Source organism: Streptomyces sp. NPDC005722 (assembly GCF_040630935.1).
Lineage (GTDB): Bacteria > Actinomycetota > Actinomycetes > Streptomycetales > Streptomycetaceae > Actinacidiphila.
The window spans coordinates 60,368-85,873 of record NZ_JBEXYN010000006.1 but is presented as its reverse complement, the minus strand read 5'-3'; the positions used below and the strand labels follow the sequence as shown (position 1 = coordinate 85,873).

Annotated in this window: 20 protein-coding genes; 10 read left to right on the top strand and 10 right to left on the bottom strand. The window is 73.8% G+C overall.

Annotated features, from left to right (window positions below; translation table 11 throughout):
- Positions 1-79 precede the first annotated feature (79 nt).
- Entirely contained in the window at positions 80-2,470 is a 2,391-nt protein-coding gene (afsK, locus tag ABZ479_RS09920) for a protein serine/threonine kinase AfsK (protein WP_500461039.1), read from the top strand.
- Between the two features lie 188 nt (positions 2,471-2,658).
- On the opposite strand, the gene ABZ479_RS09915 is transcribed toward afsK, so the two are convergent.
- Genes ABZ479_RS09915 through ABZ479_RS09905 form a run of 3 tightly spaced genes read right to left on the bottom strand, consistent with a single transcriptional unit; the run spans position 2,659 to position 4,964 of the window.
- The gene (locus tag ABZ479_RS09915; protein ID WP_500461038.1) at positions 2,659-3,438 is read right to left on the bottom strand and encodes an enoyl-CoA hydratase/isomerase family protein; all 780 of its coding nucleotides are present in this window, start codon (positions 3,436-3,438) and stop codon (positions 2,659-2,661) included.
- Positions 3,407-3,814, bottom strand: coding sequence for a Zn-ribbon domain-containing OB-fold protein (locus ABZ479_RS09910; protein WP_499599966.1), 408 nt, complete (start codon positions 3,812-3,814; stop codon positions 3,407-3,409). Before ABZ479_RS09910 ends, ABZ479_RS09915 begins: the two co-directional genes overlap by 32 nt.
- 1 nt (position 3,815) lies before the next feature.
- Positions 3,816-4,964 (bottom strand): lipid-transfer protein, encoded by a 1,149-nt coding sequence (locus tag ABZ479_RS09905; protein WP_500461037.1) that lies wholly within the window; start codon positions 4,962-4,964, stop codon positions 3,816-3,818.
- 57 nt (positions 4,965-5,021) lie between these two features.
- Between ABZ479_RS09905 and ABZ479_RS09900 the strand changes: the two genes are divergently transcribed.
- Complete coding sequence (locus ABZ479_RS09900; protein WP_500461036.1) at positions 5,022-6,590, top strand: FadD3 family acyl-CoA ligase; 1,569 nt, start codon at positions 5,022-5,024, stop codon at positions 6,588-6,590.
- A 64-nt stretch (positions 6,591-6,654) separates the two neighbouring features.
- Here ABZ479_RS09900 and ABZ479_RS09895 read toward each other — a convergent pair whose 3' ends face one another.
- From ABZ479_RS09895 to afsR, 3 genes are all read right to left on the bottom strand, one after another.
- On the bottom strand, positions 6,655-6,798 hold the full coding sequence (locus tag ABZ479_RS09895) for a hypothetical protein (protein WP_500461035.1): 144 nt from the start codon (positions 6,796-6,798) through the stop codon (positions 6,655-6,657).
- A gap of 394 nt (positions 6,799-7,192) precedes the next feature.
- The gene (locus tag ABZ479_RS09890) at positions 7,193-7,327 is read right to left on the bottom strand and encodes a hypothetical protein (protein ID WP_265737386.1); all 135 of its coding nucleotides are present in this window, start codon (positions 7,325-7,327) and stop codon (positions 7,193-7,195) included.
- A gap of 175 nt (positions 7,328-7,502) precedes the next feature.
- Entirely contained in the window at positions 7,503-10,439 is a 2,937-nt protein-coding gene (gene afsR / locus ABZ479_RS09885; RefSeq protein WP_500461034.1) for an SARP-family global regulator AfsR, read from the bottom strand.
- 276 nt (positions 10,440-10,715) lie between these two features.
- On the opposite strand from afsR, the gene ABZ479_RS09880 reads away from it, so the two are divergent.
- From ABZ479_RS09880 to ABZ479_RS09845, 8 genes are all read left to right on the top strand, one after another.
- A complete protein-coding gene (locus tag ABZ479_RS09880; RefSeq protein WP_500461033.1) occupies positions 10,716-11,456 on the top strand; it encodes an AMP-binding protein in 741 nt (246 codons plus the stop codon).
- A 1,225-nt stretch (positions 11,457-12,681) separates the two neighbouring features.
- Complete coding sequence (locus ABZ479_RS09875) at positions 12,682-13,917, top strand: amidohydrolase family protein (RefSeq protein WP_500461032.1); 1,236 nt, start codon at positions 12,682-12,684, stop codon at positions 13,915-13,917.
- A gap of 90 nt (positions 13,918-14,007) precedes the next feature.
- Positions 14,008-14,442: a hypothetical protein gene (locus tag ABZ479_RS09870; protein WP_500461031.1), complete on the top strand. Its 435-nt coding sequence runs from the start codon at positions 14,008-14,010 to the stop codon at positions 14,440-14,442.
- Positions 14,443-14,480: 38 nt separating this feature from the next.
- Positions 14,481-15,353 carry a TIGR03619 family F420-dependent LLM class oxidoreductase gene (locus tag ABZ479_RS09865; protein WP_500461030.1) on the top strand — a complete coding sequence of 291 codons (873 nt, stop codon included), beginning with the start codon at positions 14,481-14,483 and terminating at the stop codon, positions 15,351-15,353.
- A gap of 12 nt (positions 15,354-15,365) precedes the next feature.
- A complete protein-coding gene (locus ABZ479_RS09860; RefSeq protein ID WP_500461029.1) occupies positions 15,366-16,130 on the top strand; it encodes an SDR family NAD(P)-dependent oxidoreductase in 765 nt (254 codons plus the stop codon).
- 93 nt (positions 16,131-16,223) lie between these two features.
- Positions 16,224-17,345, top strand: a complete 1,122-nt coding sequence (locus ABZ479_RS09855; RefSeq protein ID WP_500461028.1) for an LLM class flavin-dependent oxidoreductase — start codon at positions 16,224-16,226, stop codon at positions 17,343-17,345.
- Positions 17,346-17,505: 160 nt separating this feature from the next.
- Positions 17,506-19,245: an N-acyl-D-amino-acid deacylase family protein gene (locus ABZ479_RS09850; protein ID WP_500461027.1), complete on the top strand. Its 1,740-nt coding sequence runs from the start codon at positions 17,506-17,508 to the stop codon at positions 19,243-19,245.
- Positions 19,246-19,344: 99 nt separating this feature from the next.
- The gene (locus ABZ479_RS09845) at positions 19,345-20,175 is read left to right on the top strand and encodes an LLM class F420-dependent oxidoreductase (RefSeq protein ID WP_500461026.1); all 831 of its coding nucleotides are present in this window, start codon (positions 19,345-19,347) and stop codon (positions 20,173-20,175) included.
- A 30-nt stretch (positions 20,176-20,205) separates the two neighbouring features.
- Here ABZ479_RS09845 and ABZ479_RS09840 read toward each other — a convergent pair whose 3' ends face one another.
- From ABZ479_RS09840 to ABZ479_RS09825, 4 genes are all read right to left on the bottom strand, one after another.
- Complete coding sequence (locus tag ABZ479_RS09840; protein ID WP_500461025.1) at positions 20,206-21,312, bottom strand: ADP-ribosylglycohydrolase family protein; 1,107 nt, start codon at positions 21,310-21,312, stop codon at positions 20,206-20,208.
- Between the two features lie 144 nt (positions 21,313-21,456).
- Complete coding sequence (locus ABZ479_RS09835) at positions 21,457-21,942, bottom strand: hypothetical protein (RefSeq protein WP_500461024.1); 486 nt, start codon at positions 21,940-21,942, stop codon at positions 21,457-21,459.
- Between the two features lie 17 nt (positions 21,943-21,959).
- A complete protein-coding gene (locus ABZ479_RS09830; protein ID WP_500461023.1) occupies positions 21,960-22,712 on the bottom strand; it encodes an SCO2400 family protein in 753 nt (250 codons plus the stop codon).
- Between the two features lie 203 nt (positions 22,713-22,915).
- Complete coding sequence (locus ABZ479_RS09825) at positions 22,916-25,489, bottom strand: bifunctional FO biosynthesis protein CofGH (RefSeq protein ID WP_500461022.1); 2,574 nt, start codon at positions 25,487-25,489, stop codon at positions 22,916-22,918.
- Positions 25,490-25,506 lie beyond the last annotated feature (17 nt).

Genomic DNA, 25,506 nt, shown 5'->3' with positions numbered 1-25,506 from the left:
TTCGCAACTGATACTCATCCCAGGAAGAATCAGGGACGGACCCCGGGATGGGGGGAACCCACGGGGAGGTGGCAGGACAGTGGTGCAGCAGCTGACGCAGCACGATCCGAGACGGATCGGCCCTTTCGAGGTGCTGGGCAGGCTGGGTGCCGGCGGTATGGGCCTGGTCTATCTCGCGCGCTCGGCATCCGGCCGGCGCGTGGCGATCAAGACCGTACGGGCGGAGCTGGCCGAGGACCAGCTGTTCCGCGTGCGCTTCGCCCGTGAGGTGGAGGCGGCCCGCGCGGTCAGCGGCTTCTACACGGCGGCGGTCGTCGACGCCGATCCCAGGGCCGCCGTGCCCTGGCTGGCGACGGCGTTCGTGCCGGCGCCCTCGCTCGAGGAGATCGTCAACGAGTCGGGGCCGCTGCCGGTGCAGGCCGTGCGGTGGCTGGCGGCCGGGGTCGCGGAGGCGCTCCAGTCGATCCACGGGGCGGGGCTGGTCCACCGGGACATGAAGCCCTCCAACGTGCTCGTCGTGGAGGACGGTCCGCGGGTGATCGACTTCGGCATCGCGAGCGGGGTGTCCAACACGCGGCTGACGATGACGAACGTCGCCGTCGGCACGCCCGCGTACATGTCGCCCGAGCAGGCCAAGGACTCGCGCAGCGTCACCGGCTCCAGCGACGTGTTCTCGCTGGGCTCGACGCTGGTCTTCGCCGCGACCGGGCACGCGCCCTTCCACGGGGCGAACCCCGTGGAGACGGTGTTCATGCTCCTGCGGGAGGGCCCGGACCTGTCGGGCCTGCCCGACGATCTGCGCCCCCTCATCGAGGCGTGCATGCGGATGGAGGCCGACCGCCGGCCGAGCCCGGCGGACCTGCAGGCGCAGCTGGCGCCGCATCTGTTCTCGTCCGCGGGTGACGACACCGGTACGGCCTCCGCGTGGCTGCCGCCCGCGGCGGTGGGACTGATAGAGGAACGGCGCAGTGGCGGCCGCCCCGGCGCGGGGCCGGGCGCCCCCGGCGGCGGCGCGGGCGGCGGGGTGCCGGGCGGCGGTGGTGCGGGCGCCGCGGTGCCCCCGATGCCGGCGCGGCCTCCCGTGCCGCCCGTGGGACCGGCGGGGCCCCCTCCGGTCGCCGCCGAGGGCCCGGGCGGGCCGGTGCAGCTCGCCGGTTCGGCACCGATAGGACCCGGGATGCGGCTCGCCGAGCGCAAGAACCAGGCCGCGGCCACCGCCGCCGCCGGGGGCGCGCTGGGCTGGGCCGGTCGCGGCGGCGTGGCCGCAGGACCGCCGGCGGCGGTGCCCGGTCAGGGAAGCGGTCAGGGCGGTCCCCAGGGCGTGCCGCAGGCGCCCGCGGTGCCGCCGGGCGAATGGCGGCCGTGGCGCTTCCGCATGTCCAACGACGTGTGGGGCACCCCGGTCGTCTCCTCGGGCCGGCTCTACGTGACCTCCTTCGAGGTGCACGCCCTGGACGTGGCCACCGGGCGGCGGCAGTTCAAGACCCGTGACGTGGCGTGGACGATGGCGGTCTCGGGCGGCCGGATCCACGGCTCCGACGGGCCGAGCCTGTACGCGCTGGACGCCGCGGACGGCTCCGAGCACTGGCGCACCGGTGTGGACGGCTGGATCTACTCCCTCCGCGCGGACGGCGGGACCGTCGTCACCGGCACCCGCGGCGGCGGCGTGCAGGTCTGGGACGCCGCGGCCGGGCGGCTGCGCTGGGAACGCGGCGGGGCGCAGACGGAGTTCGAGACGCCCGAGTCGGGCCCGAGCGTGGTGGACGGGGTCGTCTACTTCCACGGCGGCGGACGGCTGCACGCCCTGGACGCGACGAGCGGCACCGAGCACTGGTCGTACCCGACCGGGGAGGGCGGCGCCATGCCGACCCGTCCGGTCGTCGCCGACGGCGCGGTGTACGTGACCGTGGGGAACCGGGTGCTCGCCCTGGACGCCCGCAGCGGCACCGAGCGGTGGCGCTTCGACGCCCCCGCGGTGATGTTCGCGCCGCCCGCCTACGTGCCCGGACCGGGCGTCACCGGCGGCGGTGTCTACGTCGCGGACTACCTGGGCACCGTCTACGCCCTGGACCCGGTGGACGGACGCGACCGCTGGCGGGTCGCGACCGAGCAGCGGCAGAGCGTGGAGCCCGTGCTCATCGCGGGCGGTTCGGTGATGCTGGGCGCGGGAGGCGCGCTGTACACGCTCGACGCGGTCTCCGGCACCCCGAAGTGGCGCTTCGCCGCGCAGGGCGAGATCGTCGGCTCCCCGGTGGTGGCCGACGGGCGCGTGCACTTCGGCTCGAAGGACCACTGCCTGTACACGGTCGACGCGAGCGGCGGCCAGTTGCGCTGGAAGCTCGAGACCGGCGGCGAGATCACCGGTTCCCCGGTGGTCTCGGACGGTGTGGTCTACGCGAGCAGCAAGGACCGCTGCGTGTACGCCCTCAACGCCGTGAAGGGCACCGAGGCGGCGACCCGGCGTACGTGAGGACCCGGCTGACGGCCGTCGTGCCGCACACGGAAGGGGCAACGACGGCCGCCGCCGGCCAACTTACGCGGCGCGGGACGGGGGCGCCACGCGAGGGGCCGTCAGGGTGACCCCGTTCCGGCCGTCGTGAGGCCGCCGCAGCAAGGCGGCCCCGGCTCCTCGTCCGGGGCGGGTCCGGGCAGGACGCGTCAGCGCACGCGGTGCTCCCGGGTGCGGCCGGCGAACAGCCGGGCCTGGCGCTCCGGGGGGAGGTTGCCGAGGGCGACGAGGTGCGGCGCGTGGGCGAAGGCCTGGGCCCGCGCGGCCTCGTGGGCCGACCAGACGGCGCGGACGGTGCCCTGCACGGCCTCGGTGGGGTGGGCGGCCAGGACCGCCGCCGCACGCAGGGCGGCGTCGAGCAGCAGCGGCCCGGGCACGACCTCCGAGACCAGTCCGGTCTCGTGGGCGCGCCGCGCGCCGATCCGCTCCGCGGTGCCCATCAGGACCATGCGCATCACCTCGCCGTACGGCATGCGCTGTGCCATCGCGATGGCCTCGTAGGCGCTGACCATGCCGTAACTGGTGTGCGGGTCGAAGAAGGTGGCGTGTTCGGCGGCGATGACGAACTCGCACTCGCCGAGCAGGTAGAAGGCGCCGCCGCAGGCCATGCCGTTGACGGCGGCGATGACCGGCTTCCACAGGTCGTTGGCCTTGGGCCCGACGGTCAGCAGTGGATCGTCGAGCGTGTAGGGGGAGGGCGGTTGCGGGACCTCGGCCGCGCGGTCCAGGCCGGTGCAGAAGGCACGGTCGCCGGCCCCGGTGAGGACGACCGCGCGGACCTCGTCACCGGCGCGGAACTCCTTCCACAGCTCGGTCAGTCCGGCCGCGGTGGCGAGGTCGATCGCGTTGTGCCGCTCCGGGCGGTCGAGGGTGACGACGGCGACGCCGTCGCCGGTCTCACAGCGCAAGCCAGCGCGGGATGCCGTCATGGAAGACCGCCTTCACGGGGGCGCCGATGCGGATGCGGGCGGGGTCGAAGGAGTCCAGCCGGGCGTCCGGTGCCGTGACCAGGTTGCCCACCAGCCGGATCCGGGGGTCGTCGGCGAGCTCGACGAGGACGACGTTGTACGGGGCCTGCTCGGCGTAGCCGGGCAGCAGCGGGGGATGGGGCACGACGTACGACCAGACGCGGCCGCGGCCGCTGGTGCGCCGCCACTCGGCGGCGAAGGAGTGGCAGTGCGGGCAGCACGGCCGGGGCGGGAAGCGCAGCCGTCCGCAGTCGGCGCAGGCCTGGACGCGCAGTTCGCCGGCGCGGGCGTACTCCCAGAAGGGGGCGCCGTCGTCGTCGGTGACGGGGCTCAGCATGTCAGCTCCTCAGGATCAGGGCGGAGGTCGGGACGCCCTCGCCCGCGGTGACCAGGCAGGTCCGCGCGCCGGGCACCTGGGCGGTGGAGGTGCCGCGCAGTTGCCGTACGCCCTCGGTGACGAGGTTGAAGCCGTGGACGTACGCCTCGCTCAGGCCGCCCCCGGAGGTGTTGAGCGGCAGCCGGCCGCCGATCTCCAGGGCGCCGCCCTCGGTGAAGGCGCCTCCCTCGCCGCGGCCGCAGAAGCCGTAGCCCTCCAGGGAGAGCGGGACGAGGGCGGTGAAGGCGTCGTAGACCTGGGCGACGTCGATGTCCCCCGGGGTGAGGTCGGCGTGCTTCCACAGGTGGCGGGCGGCGGTCCAGGCGGGGCCCGTCAGGGGGTCGTCGGTCCAGTAGTTGACCATGCCGTGGTGCTGGGCGGGCAGCCCCTGGGCGGCGGAGTGGACGTAGACGGGGCGCTGCCGGCAGTCGCGGGCGCGGTCGGCGGAGACGAGGACGCAGGCGAGCGCGCCGTCGGTCTCCAGGCAGTTGTCGTAGAGGCAGAGCGGTTCGCTGATCCAGCGCGAGGTCATGTACATCTCGCGGGTCAGCGGGCGGTCGTACATGATCGCGGCCGGGTTCTGGTTGGCGCGGTTGCGGCAGGCGAGGGCGACGTTGAAGAGGTGGTCGCGGGTGGCGCCGTACTCGTGCATGTAGCGGCGGGTCAGCATGCCGATCTCGTCGGCGGGCCGCAGCAGGCCGAAGGGCCGGGTCCACTGCGCGGGGGTGGGCAGTTGGACGGTGGTGTTCGTCCAGGGGCGCGGGCCGCTGCCGCGCTTGCGGGACCGCCAGGCGACGCCGACGGTGGCCTGGCCGGTGGCGACGGCGGCGGCGAGGTGGGCGACGGTGGCGCAGGAACCGCCGCCGCCGAAGCCTGCCTTGGAGAAGAAGGTGAGGTCGCCGAGACCGGCGGCCTTGGCCAGCTCGACCTCGTCGGTCTCCTCCATCGTGTACGACGCGAGGCCGTCGACCTCGTGCGGCTCGATCCCGGCGTCGTCGAGCGCCGCCAGGACGGCGCGGCAGGCGAGCGACTTCTCGGACTCGGGGAGGTGCCTGGCGAAGGGTGTCGCGCCTATGCCGACGATCGCGGTGGCGTCCTTCAATGCTGACATCCCGTCAGGTTATCGCTAATCTGACGGATAGTCAGCTCATGGGGAGGTGCTCGGCGCATGCGCGGTGACCTGGAGTGGGGCAGCGTCCCACGGCTCGTGCGGGAGGCCGCGCGGCGCTGGGGCGGGCGCGAGGCGGTGGTGGACGGCCGCACCCGTGTCACGTACGCCGAACTCGGCGCCCGGGTCGAGCGCGCCGCCGCGGCGGCGGTGGCGTCCGGGATCGCCCCGGGGGACCGGGTGGCCGTCTGGGCCCCCAACACGCTCGACTGGATCACCGCCGCCCTGGGCTCGGTCACCGCGGGCGGGGTGCTCGTCCCGCTCAACACCCGCTTCAAGGGGGCGGAGGCGGCCTACGTGCTGCGCCGCACCCGCGCCCGGCTGCTCTTCGTCACGGGCACCTTCCTCGGCACCTCCTACGTCGCCGCGCTGCGGCGCGCGACGCGCGAGCACCCGCTGCCGGACCTGGAACAGGTCGTCGTCCTGTCCGACGCGGCTCCCGAAGGCCACGGCTACCGGCGCTGGAAGGACTTCCTGGCCGCGGGCGACCCCGTCAGCGGTGCGGCGGTACGGGCCCGTTCCGACGCGATCGACGGCTCCGCGCCCTCCGACATCACCTTCACCTCCGGGACGACCGGCCACCCCAAGGGCGTTGTGGTCACGCACGCCCAGACGCTGCGCGTCTACGACGTCTGGGCGGACCTGGCGGGACTGGAGGAGGGCGACCGCTACCTGATCGTCAACCCGTTCTTCCACACCTTCGGCTACAAGGCCGGGATCATCGCCTGCCTCATGCGGGGCGCGACGATGATCCCGCAGCCGGTCTTCGACGTGGGCACCGTCCTGGCCAACGTCGCCGCCGAACGCGTCACCGTGCTGCCCGGCCCGCCCACCCTCCACCAGTCGGTCCTCGACCACCCCGAACGCGGCCGGCACGACCTGAGTTCACTGCGGCTGGTCGTGACGGGCGCGTCCGTGATCCCGCTGCAGCTGGTGGAACGGCTGCGCAGCGAGCTGAAGATCGCCACGGTGCTGACCGCGTACGGGCTGACGGAGGCGAGCGGCACCGTGACGATGTGCCGGCGCGGCGACCCCGCGGAGGTGGTGGCCGCGACCTCCGGGCGGGCCATCCCCGACACGGAGGTGCGGGTGCTCTCGGAGGGCCCGGGGCGGCCCGGCGAGGTCCTGGTGCGCGGCTACCACGTCATGTCCGGCTACTGGGAGGACCCCGCGGCCACGGCCGAGGCCGTCGACGCGGACGGCTGGCTGCACACGGGGGACGTGGGCGTGACGGACGCCGACGGCAACCTGCGCATCACCGACCGCATCAAGGAGATGTTCATCGTCGGCGGGTTCAACGCCTACCCGGCGGAGATCGAGCAGGCGCTCACCCGCCACCCGGACGTGGTGGAGGCGGCGGTGGTGGGCGTCCCCGACCCGCGGCTCGGCGAGGTCGGCCGCGCGTACGTCGTACGCCGGGCGGGCGCCGTGGTCACCGCCGACGACCTGATCGCCTGGTCCCGGCGGGAGATGGCCAACTACAAGGTGCCGCGCGAGGTGGAGTTCCTGGCCGAACTGCCGCGCAACGCGAGCGGGAAGGTGCTCAAGACGGCCCTGCGGGCGCGGTGAGGGACGTGCCGGGTCCCTCCCGCCGAGGACGGTGAGGGACCCGGTCGAATCCGCGCGCCCGGTGTCAGGGGGTGTGGAAGTTGTCGGGCGAGACGACCGTCTGGTGCCAGTTGTCCGGGCTGTCCGCGGCGGCGGCCGGGAGCGCGGCGGAGAGGAGTCCGGCCGCGACGGCGGCGAGGACGACGGCGGCCTTGCGTACGAACTTCATGACGCCTCCGGAGGAGAGGCCGGGTGCGGGCACCCGGCGGCAGCATGCGTACAGGTGGTGCCCGTGAGGCGGCCCGGACCGCGGGTGCGCGTGCGGCCGACTCGGCTGTGGAACATACCGCTTCGGTCCCCCCGGCACGCAAGTGCCGTACGGCACCGGTGGCCGACGGCCGGCACACGCGAAGAAGGACCGGCTGCGGCGCCCCCTCCGCGCCGCAGTCGGTCCGTGGTTCCTTCGTGCTGCTCCCCCCGGAAGCACTCCCCCCTTGGTGCGCTCCTCAGGCCGTGCCGTCCCCCGTGGTGGTGCTGTCCCCCGTCGTACCGTTCCCCCGTCGTTCTCTCCCCCGTGCCCCCCGTGCCCCCCCGGGCCGGTCGTCCCCCGTGTCAGGCGACGGTCAGGGGGTGTGCCAGTTGTCGGGCTTGACCGTGGTGTCGTCGCCCTTGACCTTGGGCTCCTCGACCTCTTCGGTGGTGACGACCTCCGGCTCTTCCTCGACGGTGGAGCCGGACTCGGGTGCCGTCTCGCTCATGGTGCCTCCCCTGGTGGGTGGAACTGGGCCGATGGAAAGCCCGCCTGGCAACGACCCCCGTGCGCTACCAGGCGGGCAGCTCTTGCAGTGATGGAATCGTGGCAGGCGTCGATAATCAACCGATAAACGGAACTGTTGATGTCCTGTGCCGATGGTGTTGCGCAGGCGGAACGGACTACACGGCGACGGCCGGAGCGGCGGGACCGTGCAGCAGGCGCCGCACCTCGTCGGCGTCGGGGGAGCCCAGTGCGACGAAGGCCGCCAGGGCGTCCCGCCAGCAGGCGCGGGCACGGTCCACCTGGCCGGCCTGGTCGAGGGCGCGGCCGAGGACGGTGAGCACCTTCGCGCGGTAGAGCTCGCCCCCGAGGTCGCGCAGCGCGTTCAGCGACTGCTCGGCCAGCGCCGCCGATTGACGGTGGGCGCCGGAGGACAGGTGCACTTCCGCCATGCGGAAGAGGGACATGGCCTCCCAGAAGTGCTGCCGCGCCGCTCTGAAGACGGGCAACGCCTCGGAGAGCGACGCCAGGGCCTCCTCGCGGCGACCGGCCGCCGTCAGCGCGATGGCCAGCGCGTACAGACCGTTGCCCAGGCGGAAACCGGCCCGCAGCTCACGGTAGATCGACAGGGCCCGCTCCGCCGAGGCCACGGCGGCGGAGACGTCCCCGAGCTCGATCTGGGCGCGCGACAGGTTGCTCAGCGCGGCGGCGCCGCCGTGCCGGTTGCCGTCGGCCATGAAGGCTTCCAGGGCCTGGGAGTGGTGGGCGGCGCAGTCATGGAAGCGCCGTCCCGGGAAGGCCACCATCCCGCGCAGGTTGGGGGCGTAACTGCTGGTCAGAGGGTCACCGACGGCCTGCCCCAGCACGAGGCTGCGTTCGGCCTCCCGGTCCGCCTCCTCCAGGCGTCCGGCCAGGCTGTACTGCTGGCCCAGCAGCACGCGGGCCCGGCCCTCCACGAGCGGCTCGCCGCAGGCGCCGGCCGTGGCGACGATGGCGCGAGTGGCCTGCTCGTACTGGCGCGCGTAGATCCCGGACTCCATCAGGTCCTGGCTGACCAGCAGCAGGTCGACGGCGCGCCGCATCGGCCCCTCGCAGCCGTCGCCCGCGGCCTGCCGGACGGCGGCGAGGAGGCTGGGCGCCTCGGTGAACAGCCAGTCCAGGCCGTCCTCGCGGGACCCGAAGGGCAGACCGGGACGGCCGACGGGGGCGAGGTGCGCGAGCAGTCGGTCACCGGGGTTCTCCAGCTCGTACGCGCACATCGCGGACGAAAGGTAGAAGTCCAGCAGCCGGGAGAGGCTCGCGCAGCGGGCGTCGTCGCCCTCGTGGCGCTCGGCGCAGTCGCGGGCGTACAGGCGCACCAGGTCGTGGTAGCGGTAGCGGGCGGGCGCGGCGGACTCGATGAGGCTGATGTCGACCAGGGTCTCGAGCAGTTCCTCGGCGTCGTAGACGTCCATGTCGAGGACGGCCGCGGCCGCCTCCAGGGAGATGTCCGGGCCGTCGGCGAGGGCCAGCAACCGGAAGGCGCGGGCCTGTTGCGGGGTGAGCTGGCCGTAGCCGAGCTCGAAGGTGGCCTTGACGGCGAGGTCGCCGGCCTTGAGCTCGTCCAGGCGGCGGCGTTCGTCGCTGAGCTTGCGGGCGAGGAAGGACACCGTCCACGTGCGGCGGGTGGCCAGGCGGGAGGCGGCGATGCGGATGGCGAGCGGGAGGAAGCCGCAGGCGGCGACGACGTCGAGGGCGGCCTGGCGTTCGGCGGCGACGCGTTCCTCCCCGACGATGCGCGTGAAGAGCAGCAGGGCTTCTTCCGGGCTCATGACGTCGAGGTCGACCAGGTGGGCCCCGGCCAGGTCGACCATGCGGGTCCGGCTGGTGATCAGCGCGGCGCAACCGGGCGTGCCCGGCAGGAGGTGGCGGACCTGGGCGGCGTCGTGGGCGTTGTCCAGCAGGGCCAGGACGCGGCGGCCCGCGAGGGTCGACCGGTAGAGCGCGGCGCGGTCGGCGAGGGACTCGGGTATCGCGGAGTCGGTGACGCCGAGGGAGCGCAGGAAGGAGGCGAGCACCGTCTCGGGTTCGGCGGGCCGGGCGGCGGTGCCCTGGAGGTCGACGTAGAGCTGGCCGTCGGGGAAGGTGTCCGCGACGGCGTGGGCGACGTGGACGGCGAGGGTCGTCTTGCCGACGCCGCCGATGCCGGCGACGGCGGAGACCGACATGACGCCGCCCTCCGCGGAGGACCCGGCCAGGCGCTCGCCGAGTTCGCGGACGAAGGCGTCGCGGCCCGTGAAGTCGGCGACGGTGGCGGGCAACTGGGCGGGCCGCACCGGCTCGGCGACGGCCTCCGCCTGCGGGACGGGCGGCGGCAGCAGCGAGGGGTCGGCCTCCAGCACGCGCTGGTGGAGTTCGGCGAGCTCGGCGCCCGGGTCGACACCCAGCTCGTCGTCGAGGAGGCGGCGGGTGTCGGCGTAGACCCCGAGCGCCTCGGCCTGCCGCCCGCTGCGGTAGAGGGCGAGCATCAGCAGGGCGCGGGGGCGCTCGCGCAGCGGGTGCTCGGCGGACAGCACGGTGAGCTCGGAGACCACCTCGGCGTGGCAGCCGGCCTGCAGGTCCAGGTCGAGGCAGGTCTCGGTGAGCTGCAGCCGCCACTCCTGCAGGCGGGTGCGCTGGGTCTCGGCGTACGGGCCGGGGAGGCCGGCCAGCGGCTCGCCGTCGAAGAGGGCGAGGGCACCGCGCAGTTCCTCGCGGGCCGCGGCCAGGTCGCCGGCCGCGCGGGCCTTCTCGGCCGCGGCCTGGTGCCGTTCGGCGAGGAAGAGGTCGAAGCCGTCGCCAGGGTGCAGCACGTAGCCGCCGTCGACGGTGGCCAGCGCCTCGGCGCCGAGGGCCTTGCGCAGGCGGAAGGCGTAACTGCGCAGCGCCGCCAGCGCGGTGGGCGGCGGCTCCTCGCCCCAGACGGCGTCCAGCAGTTCCTGCGCGGTGGCCGTGCGGCCGCCGCGCAGCAGCAGCGCCCCCAGCAGCGCCTTCTGCTGTGGCGACCCGGCGGAGATCGGTTCCGTGCCGCGCCAGGCCCGCACCGGGCCGAGGACCGCGAAGCGCAGCGCTCCGTCCTGGTCCTTACCGCTTGCCATGCCTGCCCCCTGGTGCCGCCGAACCCTTCACGACGAGCGCGTATATCGATCGTTCATCACGAGCCGGAACAGTCTTCACGGACGGCGGGACCATCCCGATCGGTTCCGCCGCCTGTGCCAGTTTGCCGCCTCAACCTGTATGCGGTCACCTATGGGTGGCTTTCGGGAGGGGCGTTCCAGGGAGTAGCGGGGAATGTTCGGTCCAGTTTCATGTGAAGTGCGAGCATATTCCGTCGGCCCGGCCGGTGTCCGGTCGGAGGAGGTGGAGGGCCGCCCATGTGCTCGCGTTGTGTGCCGCAGGCCGTGAGCGGACCGCGCAGCCGCAGCGGGGGAGGGCCGGCGCCGTCCGTCTACCGCCTGCCCGGTCCCGCCCTGCGCCGCCGGGCCGTACGGCATCCGGAGGGGCGCCCGTACGAGCCGTACGACTGCGACTTCGCCGCCCTGGACCGCCGGGCGCGCGCGGTGGCCGCCCGACTGGGACGGCTGCTGCCGCCGGGCAGCCGGGTGCTGCTCGCCTACCAGCAGGGCGCGGACCTGGCCGGGGCGTTCTACGGCTGCCTGTACGCCGGGATGGCGGCCGTGCCGCTGGTCGGCGGCGGGCCGGACAGCGCGGGGACGGTCGCGGAGGCCGTCGAACGCTGCCGTCCCGCGGCGGTGCTCACCGGGGCCGACGCGTGGACCGCGCTCGCGGTGGACCGCTCGCGCACGCAGGTCGTGGAGGCCGACGGGCGACGGGTCGGCGGCGAGCCGGTCGAACGGCTGGCGGAGGAGTGGCGCCCGGTCGGCGTCCTGCGCACGGCGCCCGGCTACGAGCGGTACGTCGCCGACGGGCTCGGTGGGGGCCGCATGGAGCCCGCGCTGCGGCACGGGGACCTGGCGGACGCGGCCGGGGAACTGGCGGTCGCGGTGGGACGCGGGACGCGGGCGGAGGGGCTGGGGTGGATCGCCTCCGTGCACGGGTTGGAGGACGCGGTGTGGCGCATGCTCCTGCTCGCGCCCGGCGGCGGAGCCGCCTGACCCGGGGTCGTTTGCTTGCGGCCGGTTGTCGTGTGCGGGTTTTTTTGCGCCTGCGGCGGGCTGTCTCCCACCCTCCCGCCCGATTGCCCGGCGCGATTGGTGCGGGGTCTCGCAACTCGTTGTGGGGTCGGCGCCGCGCCGGCGCACGTCCTCAACGCTCGCGGTTTACCTCAACATCCTTGGGCACCGCGTCCACCGCTCGTCGTTTCCGGGCGCACCCCGACACACCCCCTCCGGCCGGTATGGGCGCACAACGGCCGGTGGGGGGTGTGAGGGCAGTCCGGGGTTGCCGCATGTACCTTGCTGAACCCCACGGCCTCGCGGTCCAAGCCCGCGTCCTTCGGTACCGGGTCTGCCGCTCGTTTCCCACCGGCCTTTGGCTAGAGGGAACACCCCGGCTGTTGGCGTGAGTCTCCCCCGCCCGACCTGACGCACCCCCACATCGGCGACCACGTTCGCCGCCGTTGAGCTCACCTGAACTGGGCGGGGGGCCCATCGATCCTGACGCGGGTCCTGGCTGGCGCTTCTCTCGACTCCGCGATCAGGTGACCCGAGGGCGCCTTCGATGCCGACTCCGCCGCGTCCGGAGTGGGGCGAGATAAGAAAACGCGGGTCACCCCTGGTCCTCCCGTCGCTCGTACCCGTACTCCACGAACTGCGGTGCGGCCGGCCAGCCGCCTTCTGCCCACCCACCGGCCGTTGTGCGCCCACACCCGCCGAAGGGGGTGGTGCGGGGTGCTCCCCCCCGGCCGAAGGCTAGGACAGACGAGCGGGCGGACCCGGCGCCGAATGATGCGGGCCTGAACCACGGGGCCGCGGGGTCAGTGAGCGGTTCGGGGCGCCCCGGATTGCCTTCTGCCCACCCACCGGCCGTGTGCGCCCATACCTCGGGAGGGGGTGTGTCGGGGTGCGCCCGGAAACGACGAGCGGTTAAGTGCGGTGCCGAATGATGTGGGCGTAAACCGCGAGCGTTGAGGACGTGCGCCGGCGCGGCCCCGACCCCACAACAACGTGCGAGACCCGCACCAACCGCGCCGGGCAATCGGGAGGGAGGGTGGGAGACAGCCCGCCGCAGGCGCAATGGACCTGCACGCAACAGCCGGGCAGCCCGGCGCAGCCGACCGCAGGCGGGAACAACCCGCACCCAACAACCGGCCGCAACCACAGACAACCGGCCGCACACAGACCTGCTGACGGACCGTCAGATTCGCGCTACCGTGCCCCCATGGAGACCTTCCCGAGGATCATTTCGGTGGACGACCACACGGTCGAGCCCCCCGGCGTCTGGCGGGACCGTCTCCCGTCGGCGTACCGGGACAGGGCGCCGCACGTCGTGCGGGCCCCCCTGAAGTCGATGACCTTCGTCGGCGGCCGGTTCGCCCCGCGAATGGGCGAGCCCGGCGACGACGGGCCCCTCGCCGACTGGTGGGTGTACGAGGACCTGCGGCGCCCGCTGACCCGGCTGGACACCGCCGTCGGCTACAGCAGGGACGAGGTGCGGCTGGAGGCGATCACCTACGAGCAGATGCGCCCCGGCTCCCACAGCGTCCCCGAGCGGCTGGCGGACATGGACGTCAACCACGTGCAGTCCGCCCTGTGCTTCCCGACGTTCCCCCGTTTCTGCGGCCAGACCTTCACCGAGGCGAAGGACCGGGAGCTGGGGCTGCTGTGCGTGCGCGCGTACAACGACTGGATGGTCGAGGAGTGGTGCGGGCCGCAGGCCGGCGGCCGGCTGATCCCGCTCACGCTCGTACCGCTGTGGGACGCGGAACTGGCCGCCGCGGAGGTGCGCCGCAACGCCGCGCGCGGAGTGCGGGCCGTCTGCTTCTCCGAGATCCCGCCGCACCTGGGGCTGCCGTCCGTGCACACCGACGCGTGGGACCCGTTCCTGCGCGCCTGCGACGAGACCGGGACCGTCGTCGCGATGCACATCGGTTCCTCCTCGCGCATGCCGTCCACCTCCGCGGACGCGCCGCCCGCGGTCGGCTCCACGATCACCTTCGCCAACTGCTGCTTCTCGATGGTCGACTGGCTGATGTCGGGGATCTTCGACCGCTTCCCCTCCCTGCGGATCATGTACGCGGAGGGGCAGATCGGCTGGATCCCGTACGTCCTGGAGCGCGCCGACGTCGTCTGGGAGGAGAACCGCGGCTGGGGCGGTGTGGCCGACAAGGTGCTGCGGCCGCCCTCGGAGCTGTTCCGGGAGCACGTGTACGGGTGCTTCTTCGACGACGCGGTGGGCCTGCGCAACATCGACGCGATCGGCGTCGGCAACGTCCTGTACGAGACCGACTACCCGCACTCCGACTCGACCTGGCCCAAGTCCCGTGAGGTGGGCGAGGCGCAGATGGGTCACCTCGCCCCGGAGGTCGTCGAGCGGATCGTGCGGGGGAACGCCGTCGAGTTGCTGGGGCTGACCCCGGAGGGCCTGTGGCCGGGGCCGGGCGGGGCCGCCGGTTGAGACGAGTTCGCCCGCCGTTGGCGGCCGTGTCGCGTGCCGTGCGCGGCCGCCTGATGGGCTTCTTCCGGTAGGACGGGAGAAGGGCGGGCGATGGGTCCGATCGCCGAGTTGTGGCTGTCGGGCCGGGTCCCGGCCCGGGACGGCCTGTACCGGGTGGACGACACGGCGCTGCACGTGCACGTCGACGGCCCCCGGTTGTCGGTGTTCGACGTCGGCGAGCCCTTCGACGTCGCCGCCGGACTGGCCGAGGACCCGGAGCGCGTCACCGAGGTCGATTCCCGTCCGCGGGGAGTCGCCGAACTCTGCGACGGCACCGGGTACGTGTGCTGCGGTGACGGCGCGCACGGCGCGCAGGGCTTCTTCGCCCGGCTGGACTCCGACGGCGGTCTGCTGTGGGTGGTGGCGCTCCAGGACTCCAACCCCTTCGAGCTCGCCGAGGTCGAGGGGCGGTACGCCACCTTCACCGACAACCTGGGCCACTCGCTGACCGTGGACCTGGCCGCCCCGGAGTTCGCGGTGCGCTGACCCTTGTCTGACGGTCCGTCAGGTCCGACCATGTCGGCATGACCGAGACCGCGTACGGCATGCAGTTGCCGGTGCAATCCCTGAGCACCCTCTACGCGGAGCCGTGGGAGGCCGCGGCGCCGCCGGGCGACCTGGTGGACGTCGCACGGGCGGCGGACCGGCTGGGCTTCGCGTACATCGGGTGCTGCGACCACGTGGCCGTCCCGCCCCGGCTCGCCCCCGCGATGAGCCCCACCTGGTACGACCCCGTCGCCACGCTCGCCTTCCTGGCGGCCGTGACGACGCGGGTGCGGCTGCTGAGCCACGTGGCCGTGATCGGGCTGCGGCATCCGCTGCTCACCGCCAAGCAGTACGCGACCCTGGACCACCTCTCCGGGGGCCGGCTCGTCCTCGGGGTCGGCGCCGGGCACGTACGGGAGGAGTTCGAGGCCCTCGGGCTCGACTTCGAGCGGCGCGGCGCGTTGCTGGACCGGGCGATCGACGCCGTGCGGGCGCACTTCGCGGCCGGGGAGCAGAAGCCGGAGCCCGTGCAGCGGCCGGTCCCGGTGTGGGTCGGCGGATCGTCGCCCGCGGCGGTGCGGCGCGCGGCGCTCAAGGGCGACGGCTGGCTGCCGCAGGGCGACTCCCGGGAGGCCATGCCCGGGCAGATCGCCCGGCTGCGCCGGCTGCGCGGCGCCACGCCGATCACCGTCGGCGTCATCGCGGAGCCGCTGTACGTCGGCGAGCCGGGGTGGCCGGTGGGGCGGCGCACGCTGACCGGCAAGCCGGAGGCGCTGGCCGAGTCGCTGCGGGAGTACGGCGCGATGGGGGTGGACCAGATCCAGGTGCGGTTCCGCAGTCGTGACGCGGCGGAGCTGCTCGACCAGATGGAGGCGTTCGCCGACGGCGTGGCGCCGCACCTCGACGCGTAGGGAGTGACGGACATGGGGAAGCTGGACGGCCGGGTCGTGCTGATCACCGGCGCGGCGCGCGGGCAGGGCGAGCAGGAGGCGCTGCTCTTCGCGGCGGAGGGGGCGCGGGTCGTCCTCGGGGACGTGCTCGACGAGCGGGGCGCGGCCGTGGCGGAGGGCATCGGCGCCGACCGGGCGCGCTACGTCCACCTGGACGTGACGAGCGAGGCGGACTGGGCGGCGGCCCTGGACGCGGCCACGGAAGCCTTCGGCCGGCTGGACGGGCTGGTCAACAACGCCGGGATCCTGCGCTTCAACGCGCTGGTCGACACCCCGCTCGCGGAGTTCCAGGAAGTCGTCCAGGTCAACCAGGTCGGCGCCTTCCTCGGGATGCGCACCGTGGCCCCGCTGCTCGCGGCGGCCGGCGGCGGCACCATCGTGAACACCGCCTCCTATGTGGCGCTGACCGGCATGGCCGGGGTGGTCTCGTACGCCGCGACCAAGGCGGCCGTCGTCGGGATGACGCGGGTGGCCGCCATGGAGCTGGCGCCCAAGGGCATCCGGGTCAACGCGATGTGCCCGGGCGCGATCGACACCCCCATGTCCAACCCCGGCGAGTCCGTGCCCGCGGAGGCCCTGGACCGGCTGTACGGCAAGCTCGTGCCGCTCGCGAGGATCGGGCGCCCGGAGGAGGTCGCGCGGCTCGCGCTCTTCCTGACCGGTGACGACTCCTCGTACGTCACCGGGCAGCCCTTCGTCGTGGACGGCGGCTGGCTGGCCGGCGTCCAACTCTTCTGACGAACCGTCGGGTATTGACCTCCCCCGTCGCCGGTGGAAGAGTCGGAGCGGAAATCTGACGATCCGTCAGAAAAGCTAGGGACGGTGAACCCCTTGGAATTCGGGATCTTCGTACAGGGATATGTGCCCAAGTTCCGCTCGGAGGTCGACCCGCAGGCCGAGCACCACGCGCTGATGGAGGAGGCCGAGTACGTCGTCCAGGCGGACCGGTCGGGCTTCAAGTACGCGTGGTTCAGCGAGCACCACTTCCTCGAGGAGTACTCGCACCTGTCCGCCAACGACGTCTACATCGGCTACCTCACCCACGCCACCGAGCGGATCCACCTCGGGTCGGGCATCTTCAACCCCCTCCCGCAGGTCAACCACCCGGTCAAGGTCGCCGAGAAGGTCGCCATGCTCGACCACCTCTCCGACGGGCGCTTCGAGTTCGGCACCGGCCGCGGCGCCGGCAGCCACGAGATCCTCGGCTTCCTCCCCGGCGTCACCGACATGAACGCCACCAAGGAGATCTGGGAGGAGACCGTCGGCGAGTTCCCCAAGATGTGGCTCAACGAGGAGTACCCGGGCTTCCAGGGCAAGCACTGGTCCCTGCCGCCCCGCAAGGTGTTCCCCAAGCCGTACGGGACGTCGCACCCCGCGATGTGGTACGCCGCCGGGTCGCCGCCCTCCTACGCCATGGCCGCCCGCAAGGGCCTGGGCGTGCTGGGCTTCAGCGTCCAGAAGGTCTCCGACATGGAGTGGGTGCTGGAGAAGTACAAGACCGCCGTGCGCGACGCCGAGCCCATCGGCGACTTCGTCAACGACAACGTCATGGTGACGACCACCGCGATCGTCGCCGAGACCCGCAAGGAGGCGATCCGCGTCGCCGCGAGCAGCAACCTCAACTACCTGCAGTCGCTGGTCTTCCGCTACCACGACACCTTCCCGCGCCCGGAGTACATCCCGCAGTGGCCCGAGCTGCTGCCGACGTACACCGAGGAACTGATCGAGATGCTCCTCGACGAGGAACTGATGATCTGCGGCGACCCCGACGACGCGCTCAAACAGTGCAAGCGCTGGGAGTCCGCGGGGGCCGACCAGCTGTCGTTCGGGCTGCCGGTGGGCGTCCCCTTCGAGGACACCATGCGCACGATCAAGCTGGTCGGGGAGCACGTCATCCCCAAGATCGACACGGACCCGGTGCACCGGACCACCCGCTTCCGCCGGGCGGCGTGACGCCCGCGGGCCACCGACGGGGCGGCGCCTTCCCGGACCGCCGCCCGGCCCCCGGACCGCAGCGGCACCGCGGCGGCGGCCCGCCGCGCCCGCGGCCGGCCGGGGGCCACACCGCGCGGCGGGGCGCCCGCCCGCGGCCCAGCAGGAGGAGGGACCACCCATGCTCGACCACCTGATCCGCGGGGCGACGCTCGCCGACGGCACCGGTGCCCCGGCCCGCGCCGCCGACGTGGGCCTGCGGGACGGCCGCGTCGTCACGGTCGCACCGCCCGGCCGGACCGAGGAGCCCGCACGGACCACCGAGGACGCGACCGGGCTGGTCCTCGCCCCCGGCTTCGTCGACCCGCACACCCACTACGACGCCCAGCTGTTCTGGGACCCCTTCGCGGTCCCCTCCATGAACCACGGCGTCACCACCGTCGCCGGCGGCAACTGCGGCTTCACCCTGGCGCCGCTGAGGCCGCAGGACGCCGACTACACCCGCCGGATGATGTCCAAGGTCGAGGGCATGTCGCTCACGGCCCTGGAGTCCGGCGTCGACTGGGGCTGGCAGGGGTTCGGCGACTACCTCGACGCCCTGGAGGGCCGGATCGCCGTCAACGCCGGCTTCATGGTGGGCCACTGCGCGCTGCGCCGCTACGTCATGGGGCCCGACGCCGTCGGCGGACAGCCCACGCCGGACCAGCTCGACGCGATGCTGCGGCTCTTCCACGAGTCCATGGAGGCCGGCGGCTGGGGCCTGTCCACGACCCAGTCGTCCACCCACTCCGACGGCGACGGGCACCCGGTGGCCTCGCGGCACGCCCGCCCGGCCGAACTGCTCGCGCTCTCGCGGGCCGTCGGGGAGCACGAGGGCACGCAGATCGAGGCGATCGTCGCGGGCTGCCTGGACACCTTCTCCGACGACGAGATCGACCTCCTCGTCGACATGACCGCCGCCGCCGGCCGCCCGCTCAACTGGAACGTGCTGACCGTCGACTCGGCCGTCCCGGAGCGGGTGCCCCGCCAGTTGCAGGCCTCCGAGCGGGCGCGCAAGGCGGGCGGCCGCGTCGTGGCGCTGACGATGCCGATCCTGACGCCGATGAACATGTCGCTCGGCACCTTCTGCGCCCTCAACCTCATCCCCGGCTGGGGCGAGGTCCTCTCCCTGCCCGTCCCCGAGCGCATCGCCCGGCTGCGTGACCCGGAGGTCCGCGCCGCGATGCTCCGCCGTGCCGTCAGCCCCGAGGCGGGCGTCTTCCGCCGGCTGGCCGACTTCGGGCGGTACGTCATCGGGGACACGTACTGCGAGGAGAACCGGCGGGCCGGGGTCAGCGGCCGGGTGGTGCGCGACATCGCCGCGGAACGCGGGCAGGACCCCTTCCGCACCCTCGTGGAGATCTGCGCGGCCGACGACCTGCGGACGGTGCTGTGGCCGATGCCCACCGACAACGACCCGGACAGCTGGGAGCTGCGCCGTACCACCTGGGAGCACGAGGACGTGCTGCTCGGCGGCTCGGACGCGGGCGCGCACCTGGACCGCATGTGCGGTGCGCCGTACACCACCCGGTTCCTCGGCGACTGCCTGCGCGGCCGCCGGCTGGTCCCGCTGGAGAGGGCGGTGCGGATGCTCACCGACGACCCGGCGCGGCTGTTCGGGCTCCGCGGGCGCGGCCGGGTCGCCGCGGGGTACCACGCGGACCTGGTGCTCTTCGACCCCGAACGGATCGACGCGGGCACCGCGACGCTCGTGCACGACCTGCCGGGCGACAGCCCGCGCCTGGACTCCAGGGCCCGGGGCGTGGTGAGCGTGCGGGTGGGCGGCGTCGAGACGATCCGCGACGACCGGATCACCGGGGCGGTCCCCGGCCGGGTCCTGCGTTCCGGACGGGACACCCGCACGGTCGCCACGGGCGGGTGACCCCGGCCCGCCCCCGCGGCGGGACCCCGTGCCGGGGGTGTACGCGCCCGCCGGCACGGGCGTACGGTCGGCCCACACCACGGGAGGTGCGACGACACCATGCGGATCGCCACGACGATCTTCCTGACCGACCACTCCGTACCCGTCGTCCGGCTCGCCGCGGAACTGGAGGAGCGCGGTTTTGACGGCCTCTACCTCCCGGAGCACACGCACATCCCGGTCAGCCGCCGCACCCCCGCGCCGATGGGCGGTCCGCTGCCGCCGGAGTACGGCCGTACGCTCGACCCCTTCGTGGGCCTGTCCGCGGCCGCCGCCGTCACCCGACGGCTGCGGCTCGGGACCGGCGTCACGCTGGTCGCGCAGCACGATCCGATCGTGCTGGCCAAGCAGGTCGCGAGCCTGGACTTCCTCTCCGGCGGCCGGTTCACGCTCGGCGTCGGCTTCGGCTGGAACGTGGAGGAGGCCGCCGACCACGGGGTCGACTGGCCGCGCCGCCGGGACCTGGTGCGGGAGCGGATGGCCCTCATGGGCGCCCTGTGGGCGCCGGAACCGACCGCGTACAAGGGCGAGTCCTGCCGGGTCGAGGCCAGTCACGCCTGGCCCAAGCCCGTCGCGGGCGGGCGGCCCCGCATCCTGTGCGGCGGCGCGGGGGGCCCCGCGCTGTTCGCGCACATCGCCGCCTACGCCGACGGCTGGATGCCGATCGGCGGCGCCGGGCTGGCCGAGAGCGTCCCCCGCCTGCGCCGCGTGTGGGCGGACGCCGGACGCGACCCGGAGGCGCTGCGGGTCGTGCCGTACGCGGTGCGCCCGAACCCGGGGAAGCTGGCCCATTACCGGGACCAGGGCCTGGAGGAGGTCGTGCTCCAACTGCCGTCCGCGGGGACGGCGGACGTGCTGCGCACCCTCGACGACTACGCGCGCTACCTCTGAGGCGCCCGGCCGCCGGCCTGGCGGCGGCGGTCAGTCGCCCGGGTAGCGCTCCAGCCAGGCCGCGGAGGCGCCGCCGGGCCCGTGCAGCGCCGGACCCTGCGTCATCTCCATGGCGAAGTCGTCGGCGAGCTGGAGGATGGTGCCCCGGCCCTCCAGTTCCGCGGTCCACGCCGGGGGCAGGGCCGTCTCGCCGTGCTGAACGCCCAGCAGGTTGCCGCAGATCGAGCCGGTGGAGTCGCTGTCCCCGGAGTGGTTGACCGCGAGCAGCAGCCCGTGCCGGACGTCCTCGGCGACCAGGGCGCAGTAGACGCCGACGGCGAGGGCCTCCCCGGCCGTCCGGCCCGCGCCCAGGGACTCCACCCGTTCCGCGCCGGGCATTCCCTGGCGCACGGCGCCGAGGGCCGCCTGCAGGGCCGCGGAGGTCTCCTCGTGCCCGGGGCGCGCCGTGATGAGGGCCAGTGCCTGCTGGACGGCGCCGTCCAGGGCGTCGCCGCGGGCCAGCGCGTGCACGATGACGGCGAACGCCCCCGCGGCCAGCACCCCGGTGGGGTGACCGTGCGTCTGGACCGCGCACTCGACGGCGAGCTGGAACACCAATGGCGGCTCCCAGCCGACCAGCAGCCCGAACGGGGCGGAGCGCACGACCGTGCCGCAGCCCTTGGAGTCCGGGTTCTTGGGGTGGTCGAGGGTGCCCATCCGCTCGTCGCCGAGCCCGGTCAGGCAGGCCGTGCCGGGGGTGCGGCGCGCGTACAGCCACTCCTCGCGGGCCAGCCAGCCGGTGTCCTTGCGGCGCTCGTCCGGCCCCCAGTCGTTCTGCGTGGCCGCCCAGCGCAGGTAGGCGCGGTGCACGTCGGTCGGCGGGTGCCAGGTCCCCGCGTCCCGGCGCACCTGGGCGCGTATCAGGCCCTCGGCGGTGAACAGCGTCATCTGGGTGTCGTCGGTGACGGCGCCCCGCCGCCCGTACGCCGGGACGTAGTCGGTGACCCCGGCCTCCCCGTGCGCCTGCCGTATCGCGGCCAGCGCGTCGGACTCCACGCCGGCGCCGAGTGCGTCGCCGATCGCGCCGCCGAGCAGACAACCGCGCACCCGGCTGCGGAAGTCCTGCTGCTCGGTGCGCCCCCATACGGCACCGCTCATGACCAACGCCTCCCTGCTCGACCCGACCAAGCACTGTAATCGACCCAGATCGGTCGGCTTCCGGTCACGAACGGATTGTGGCCAGTCACGCACGGAGGAAGGCCCCCGCTGCCGGAGCAGCGGGGGCCTTCGGGGCTCGGCGGGCTACCAGCCGCGGCCGCCCTGCCACGCGGGCCGGGGTGACTGGCCGGCGCGGGTCAGCGCCCAGCGGGCCGCGCTCGCGAGCAGGGAGGTGACGATCAGCCCGATGAACAGGTTCACCACGCAGGCGGCGAGCATCTCGTTCGAGCGGTGCACGGCCAGCGGGACCACCACGGCGAAGAAGGTCAGGGCGGTCATGATCCAGCCGAAGAACAGCATGGCGCGCGGCGTCGAGGCGAGCAGGACGCGAAGCAGCAGCGTCGCGGCGAGCGCGACGAGCGCCGCCCCGAGGACGTAGGCGGTGGCGGCGGCGTCGCGCCACAGTCCGTAGCCCTCGGGGGCGAAGAGCGGCAGCAGCAGGAATCTCTGCGCGACCGTGATGCCGGTCTTGGCCAGCAGGCCGGCGAGCACCGCGGTCGCGGCACCGACGCCCCACAACCGCCAGGCGTGGAGGCGGCGGTGGTCGTGGTCGGCGTGGCTGCTTGACACGTGTGGTTCCTTTCCGGTCAGCCGACGCAGAGCACCAGGAGGCACAGCTGCATCGGTGACTTCGTTGCCGACGGCGTGGGGGCCGCCGTCGTCGTGGGGGGTGTGGCCGGGACGTCCGCGGGGGAGTGGGGGGCGGACGACGGCGCGGTGGTGTGCGGGGCGGTGTCCGCGGGAGCGGGGACGGCCGTGACCGTCCGGACCCGGGAGCCGGTCCCGCCCTGCGGGGCGGTGTGCTCCGGCGAGGTGGTGCCCGCGGTGGTGCGCGCGGCGGACGGTGCGGCGCCGGGTGCGTCGCCGCGCGGCGCGGCGGTGGTGGGGTTCCCGTGCCGAGGGGGGCGGTGCGTGGCGTCGCCGCCGGGCTGCGCGGGGATCGAGGAGAGCGGCAGGGTGCGGGCGGTGGCCGGCGTCAGCGGCTCCGCGGCCGCGGCCGTGTCGGCCCGGCCCTGGGAGCCGCCGTGCGGCATCGCCGCGACGGTGAGGCCGCCGCCGACGAGCGCCACGGCCGTGGCGGCCGCGGCGCGCCGCCGGTTCTTCTTCCAGCGTTCCAGTTGTCTGCGCCGGGCGGCACGGCCCTTCAGGGACGGGTCGGCGTCGTCCTGTCCGGTGCCGTCGGGGTCGTCCGGGGCGTCCGCGTCGTGGAGCCTCTCCCATTCGGCTGCCGAGTCCGGGCCCTGCCACATGGGCGGGGCGATGTCGGGTGCGTAGGCACCGCACCCCGGACACACGAGAGCCCCGTTGAGATGCCGACGGCAGGAGGAGCAGTAGTCCATGTCCGAGTCTTTCTCTGCTGACAACGCCGCCGGGGGACGTCGGCGGCACGTCCGCGCGCACGTTCCCCGTGCAGGGCGGGACGGCCAGCAACGCTAACGACACCTCCCGCAGGAGGTGCGCAGCCTGTGTGACGCTTTTGGAGAGTTGCTCGGACTCTTTTGCACAGGTCGCCGGAGGGCGCGGCCCGGGGCCGCGCCCCGGCTCAGTCCTCCAGCACCGGCAGCAGCTCCGGCAGGTGACCGTCGGAGGCCAGACCCGCGGCGATGCGTTCCGCGGGCACCGGGCCGTAGGTGGTGGTGCGCTGACGGGCGGGCCGGCCGGCGGCGTCGGCGATGGCGACCAGGTCGCGGATGGAGCGGTAGGAGCCGTAACCGGAGCCGGCCATCCGGGAGATGGTCTCCTCCATCAGGGTGCCGCCGAGGTCGTTGGCGCCGGAGCGCAGCATCTCGGCGGCGCCCTCGGTCCCCAGCTTGACCCAGCTGGTCTGGATGTTGCGGATGTGCGGGTGGAGGAGGAGACGGGCCATCGCGGTGACCGCGCGGTTGTCGCGCATGGTCGGGCCGGGGCGGGCGATGCCGGCGAGGTAGACGGGCGCGTTGGTGTGGATGAAGGGCAGGGTCACGAACTCGGTGAAGCCGCCCGTGCGCTGCTGGATCCCGGCGAGCAGGCGCAGGTGGGCCAGCCAGTGGTGGGGCTGGTCGACGTGGCCGTACATCATCGTGGAGGAGGAGGGCAGGCCCAGTTCGTGGGCGGTGGTGACGACCTCCACCCAGGTGGCCGCGGGCAGTTTGCCCTTCGTGAGGACCCAGCGCACTTCGTCGTCGAGGATTTCGGCGGCGGTGCCGGGGACGGAGTCGAGGCCGGCCTCCTTGGCGGCGGTGAGCCATTCGCGCAGGGACAGGCCCGTGCGGGTGGCCCCGTTGACGACCTCCATGGGGGAGAAGGCGTGCACGTGCATGCCGGGTACGCGCTCCTTCACCGCCCGAGCGATGTCGAAGTAGGCGGTGCCGGGCAGGTCCGGGTGGATGCCGCCCTGCATGCACACCTCGGTCGCGCCGACCTGCCAGGCCTGCTCGGCCCGGTCGGCGACCTGGGACAGCGACAGGGTGTAGGCGTCGGCGTCGGTGCGGCGCTGGGCGAAGGCGCAGAACCGGCAGCCGGTGTAGCAGACGTTGGTGAAGTTGATGTTCCGGGTGACGACGTAGGTGACCTCGTCGCCGACCGCGTCACGCCGGACGTCGTCGGCGATCCGGCACAGCGCGTCCAGTGCCGCGCCGTCGGCGTGCAGCAGCGCGAGCGCCTCGGCGTCGGTCAGCTTCGTGGGGTCGTCGGCGGCCACGGACAGCGCGGTGCGCACGTCGGCCTCGATGCGGTCCGGGACGAGGCCGGGCGCGGCCTGTTCGCGGAGCGCCTCCCAGTCCCCGTACACCTCGTCGAAGTCCTCCCGGCGGTCGCCGCTGCGGCCGTCGGTGTCGATGGTGCGGTGCAGGTCGGTGCGGCCCGCGGCGGTGAAGACCTCCTCGGGCTCCTGCCACGGACGGCCGGTCACCTCGGCGTCCTCACGCGCGAGCCCCGTGGCGGGGTCCGCCAGCGCGGTCACGTGCGGCAGCAGCCGCGGGTCCAGCCACGGCTCGCCGCGCAGGACGAACTCCGGGTAGACGCACAGCCGTTCGCGCAGGGAGAAGCCGGCCTCCGCCGAGCGCTCCGCCAGCTCCTCGATCTGCGGCCAGGGCCGCTCGGGGTTGACGTGGTCCGGGGTCAGCGGGGAGACGCCGCCCCAGTCGTCGATGCCGGCCCCGATCAGCCTGGCGTACTCCGCGTCCACCAGGTTCGGCGGTGCCTGCAGGCAGGCCGACGGCCCCATGATGTGCCGGGCGACGGCCACCGTCGCCACCAGGTCGTCCAGTTCCGCGTCCGGCATGCCGCGCATCGCGGTGTCCGGCTTGGCGCGGAAGTTCTGGATGATCAGTTCCTGGATGCCGTGGTACGACCGGGCCACGCGGCGCAGCGCGAACAGCGAGTCGGCGCGCTCCTCGTACGTCTCCCCGATGCCGATGAGCAGCCCGCTGGTGAACGGCACGGAACTGCGCCCCGCGTCCTCCAGCACCCGCAGCCGCACGGCGGGTTCCTTGTCGGGGGAGCCGTAGTGGGGGCCGCCGGGCTCGCTCCACAGCCGGGTCGCCGTCGTCTCCAGCATCATGCCCATCGAGGGCGCGACCGGCTTCAGCCGCTGGAAGTCCGTCCAGCTCATCACCCCGGGGTTGAGGTGCGGCAGCAGCCCCGTCTCCTCCAGGATGCGGACGGACATCGCCCGGACGTAGGCGATGGTGTCGTCGTAGCCGTGGGCGTCCAGCCACTCGCGCGCCTCGGGCCAGCGGTCCTCCGGCTTGTCCCCGAGCGTGATCAGGGCTTCCTTGCAGCCGAGTTCGGCACCGCGCCGGGCGATCTCCAGCACCTCGTCCGGGGACATGAACATCCCGTGCCCGGCCCGCCGCAGCTTGCCGGGGACGGTCACGAAGGTGCAGTAGTGGCACTTGTCCCGGCACAGGCGGGTGAGCGGGATGAAGACGCTCTTGGAGTACGTGATGACCCCCGACCGTCCCGCCGCCTCCAGGCCGGCGTCGCGCACCCGGGCCGCGCTCTCCGTCAGGGCGGCGAGGTCCTCCCCCCGCGCCTGGAGCAGCACCGCGGCCTCCGCGGTGTCGAGCGCGACGCCGTCACGGGCACGCCTGAGGGCACGACGCATGCTGTTGGCGGTGGGCGGAGTCTGGGTCATCCTCCGAGGATAGGTGC

Coding starts and splice junctions, on each gene's coding strand:
- ABZ479_RS09915 (WP_500461038.1), bottom strand. CDS start 3,438: ATGACGGCATCCCGCGCTGGCTTGCGCTGTGAGACCGGCGACGGCGTC.
- ABZ479_RS09910 (WP_499599966.1), bottom strand. CDS start 3,814: ATGCTGAGCCCCGTCACCGACGACGACGGCGCCCCCTTCTGGGAGTAC.
- ABZ479_RS09905 (WP_500461037.1), bottom strand. CDS start 4,964: ATGTCAGCATTGAAGGACGCCACCGCGATCGTCGGCATAGGCGCGACA.
- ABZ479_RS09900 (WP_500461036.1), top strand. CDS start 5,022: ATGCGCGGTGACCTGGAGTGGGGCAGCGTCCCACGGCTCGTGCGGGAG.
- ABZ479_RS09895 (WP_500461035.1), bottom strand. CDS start 6,798: ATGAAGTTCGTACGCAAGGCCGCCGTCGTCCTCGCCGCCGTCGCGGCC.
- ABZ479_RS09890 (WP_265737386.1), bottom strand. CDS start 7,327: ATGAGCGAGACGGCACCCGAGTCCGGCTCCACCGTCGAGGAAGAGCCG.
- afsR (WP_500461034.1), bottom strand. CDS start 10,439: ATGGCAAGCGGTAAGGACCAGGACGGAGCGCTGCGCTTCGCGGTCCTC.
- ABZ479_RS09880 (WP_500461033.1), top strand. CDS start 10,716: ATGTGCTCGCGTTGTGTGCCGCAGGCCGTGAGCGGACCGCGCAGCCGC.
- ABZ479_RS09875 (WP_500461032.1), top strand. CDS start 12,682: ATGGAGACCTTCCCGAGGATCATTTCGGTGGACGACCACACGGTCGAG.
- ABZ479_RS09870 (WP_500461031.1), top strand. CDS start 14,008: ATGGGTCCGATCGCCGAGTTGTGGCTGTCGGGCCGGGTCCCGGCCCGG.
- ABZ479_RS09865 (WP_500461030.1), top strand. CDS start 14,481: ATGACCGAGACCGCGTACGGCATGCAGTTGCCGGTGCAATCCCTGAGC.
- ABZ479_RS09860 (WP_500461029.1), top strand. CDS start 15,366: ATGGGGAAGCTGGACGGCCGGGTCGTGCTGATCACCGGCGCGGCGCGC.
- ABZ479_RS09850 (WP_500461027.1), top strand. CDS start 17,506: ATGCTCGACCACCTGATCCGCGGGGCGACGCTCGCCGACGGCACCGGT.
- ABZ479_RS09845 (WP_500461026.1), top strand. CDS start 19,345: ATGCGGATCGCCACGACGATCTTCCTGACCGACCACTCCGTACCCGTC.
- ABZ479_RS09840 (WP_500461025.1), bottom strand. CDS start 21,312: ATGAGCGGTGCCGTATGGGGGCGCACCGAGCAGCAGGACTTCCGCAGC.
- ABZ479_RS09830 (WP_500461023.1), bottom strand. CDS start 22,712: ATGGACTACTGCTCCTCCTGCCGTCGGCATCTCAACGGGGCTCTCGTG.
- ABZ479_RS09825 (WP_500461022.1), bottom strand. CDS start 25,489: ATGACCCAGACTCCGCCCACCGCCAACAGCATGCGTCGTGCCCTCAGG.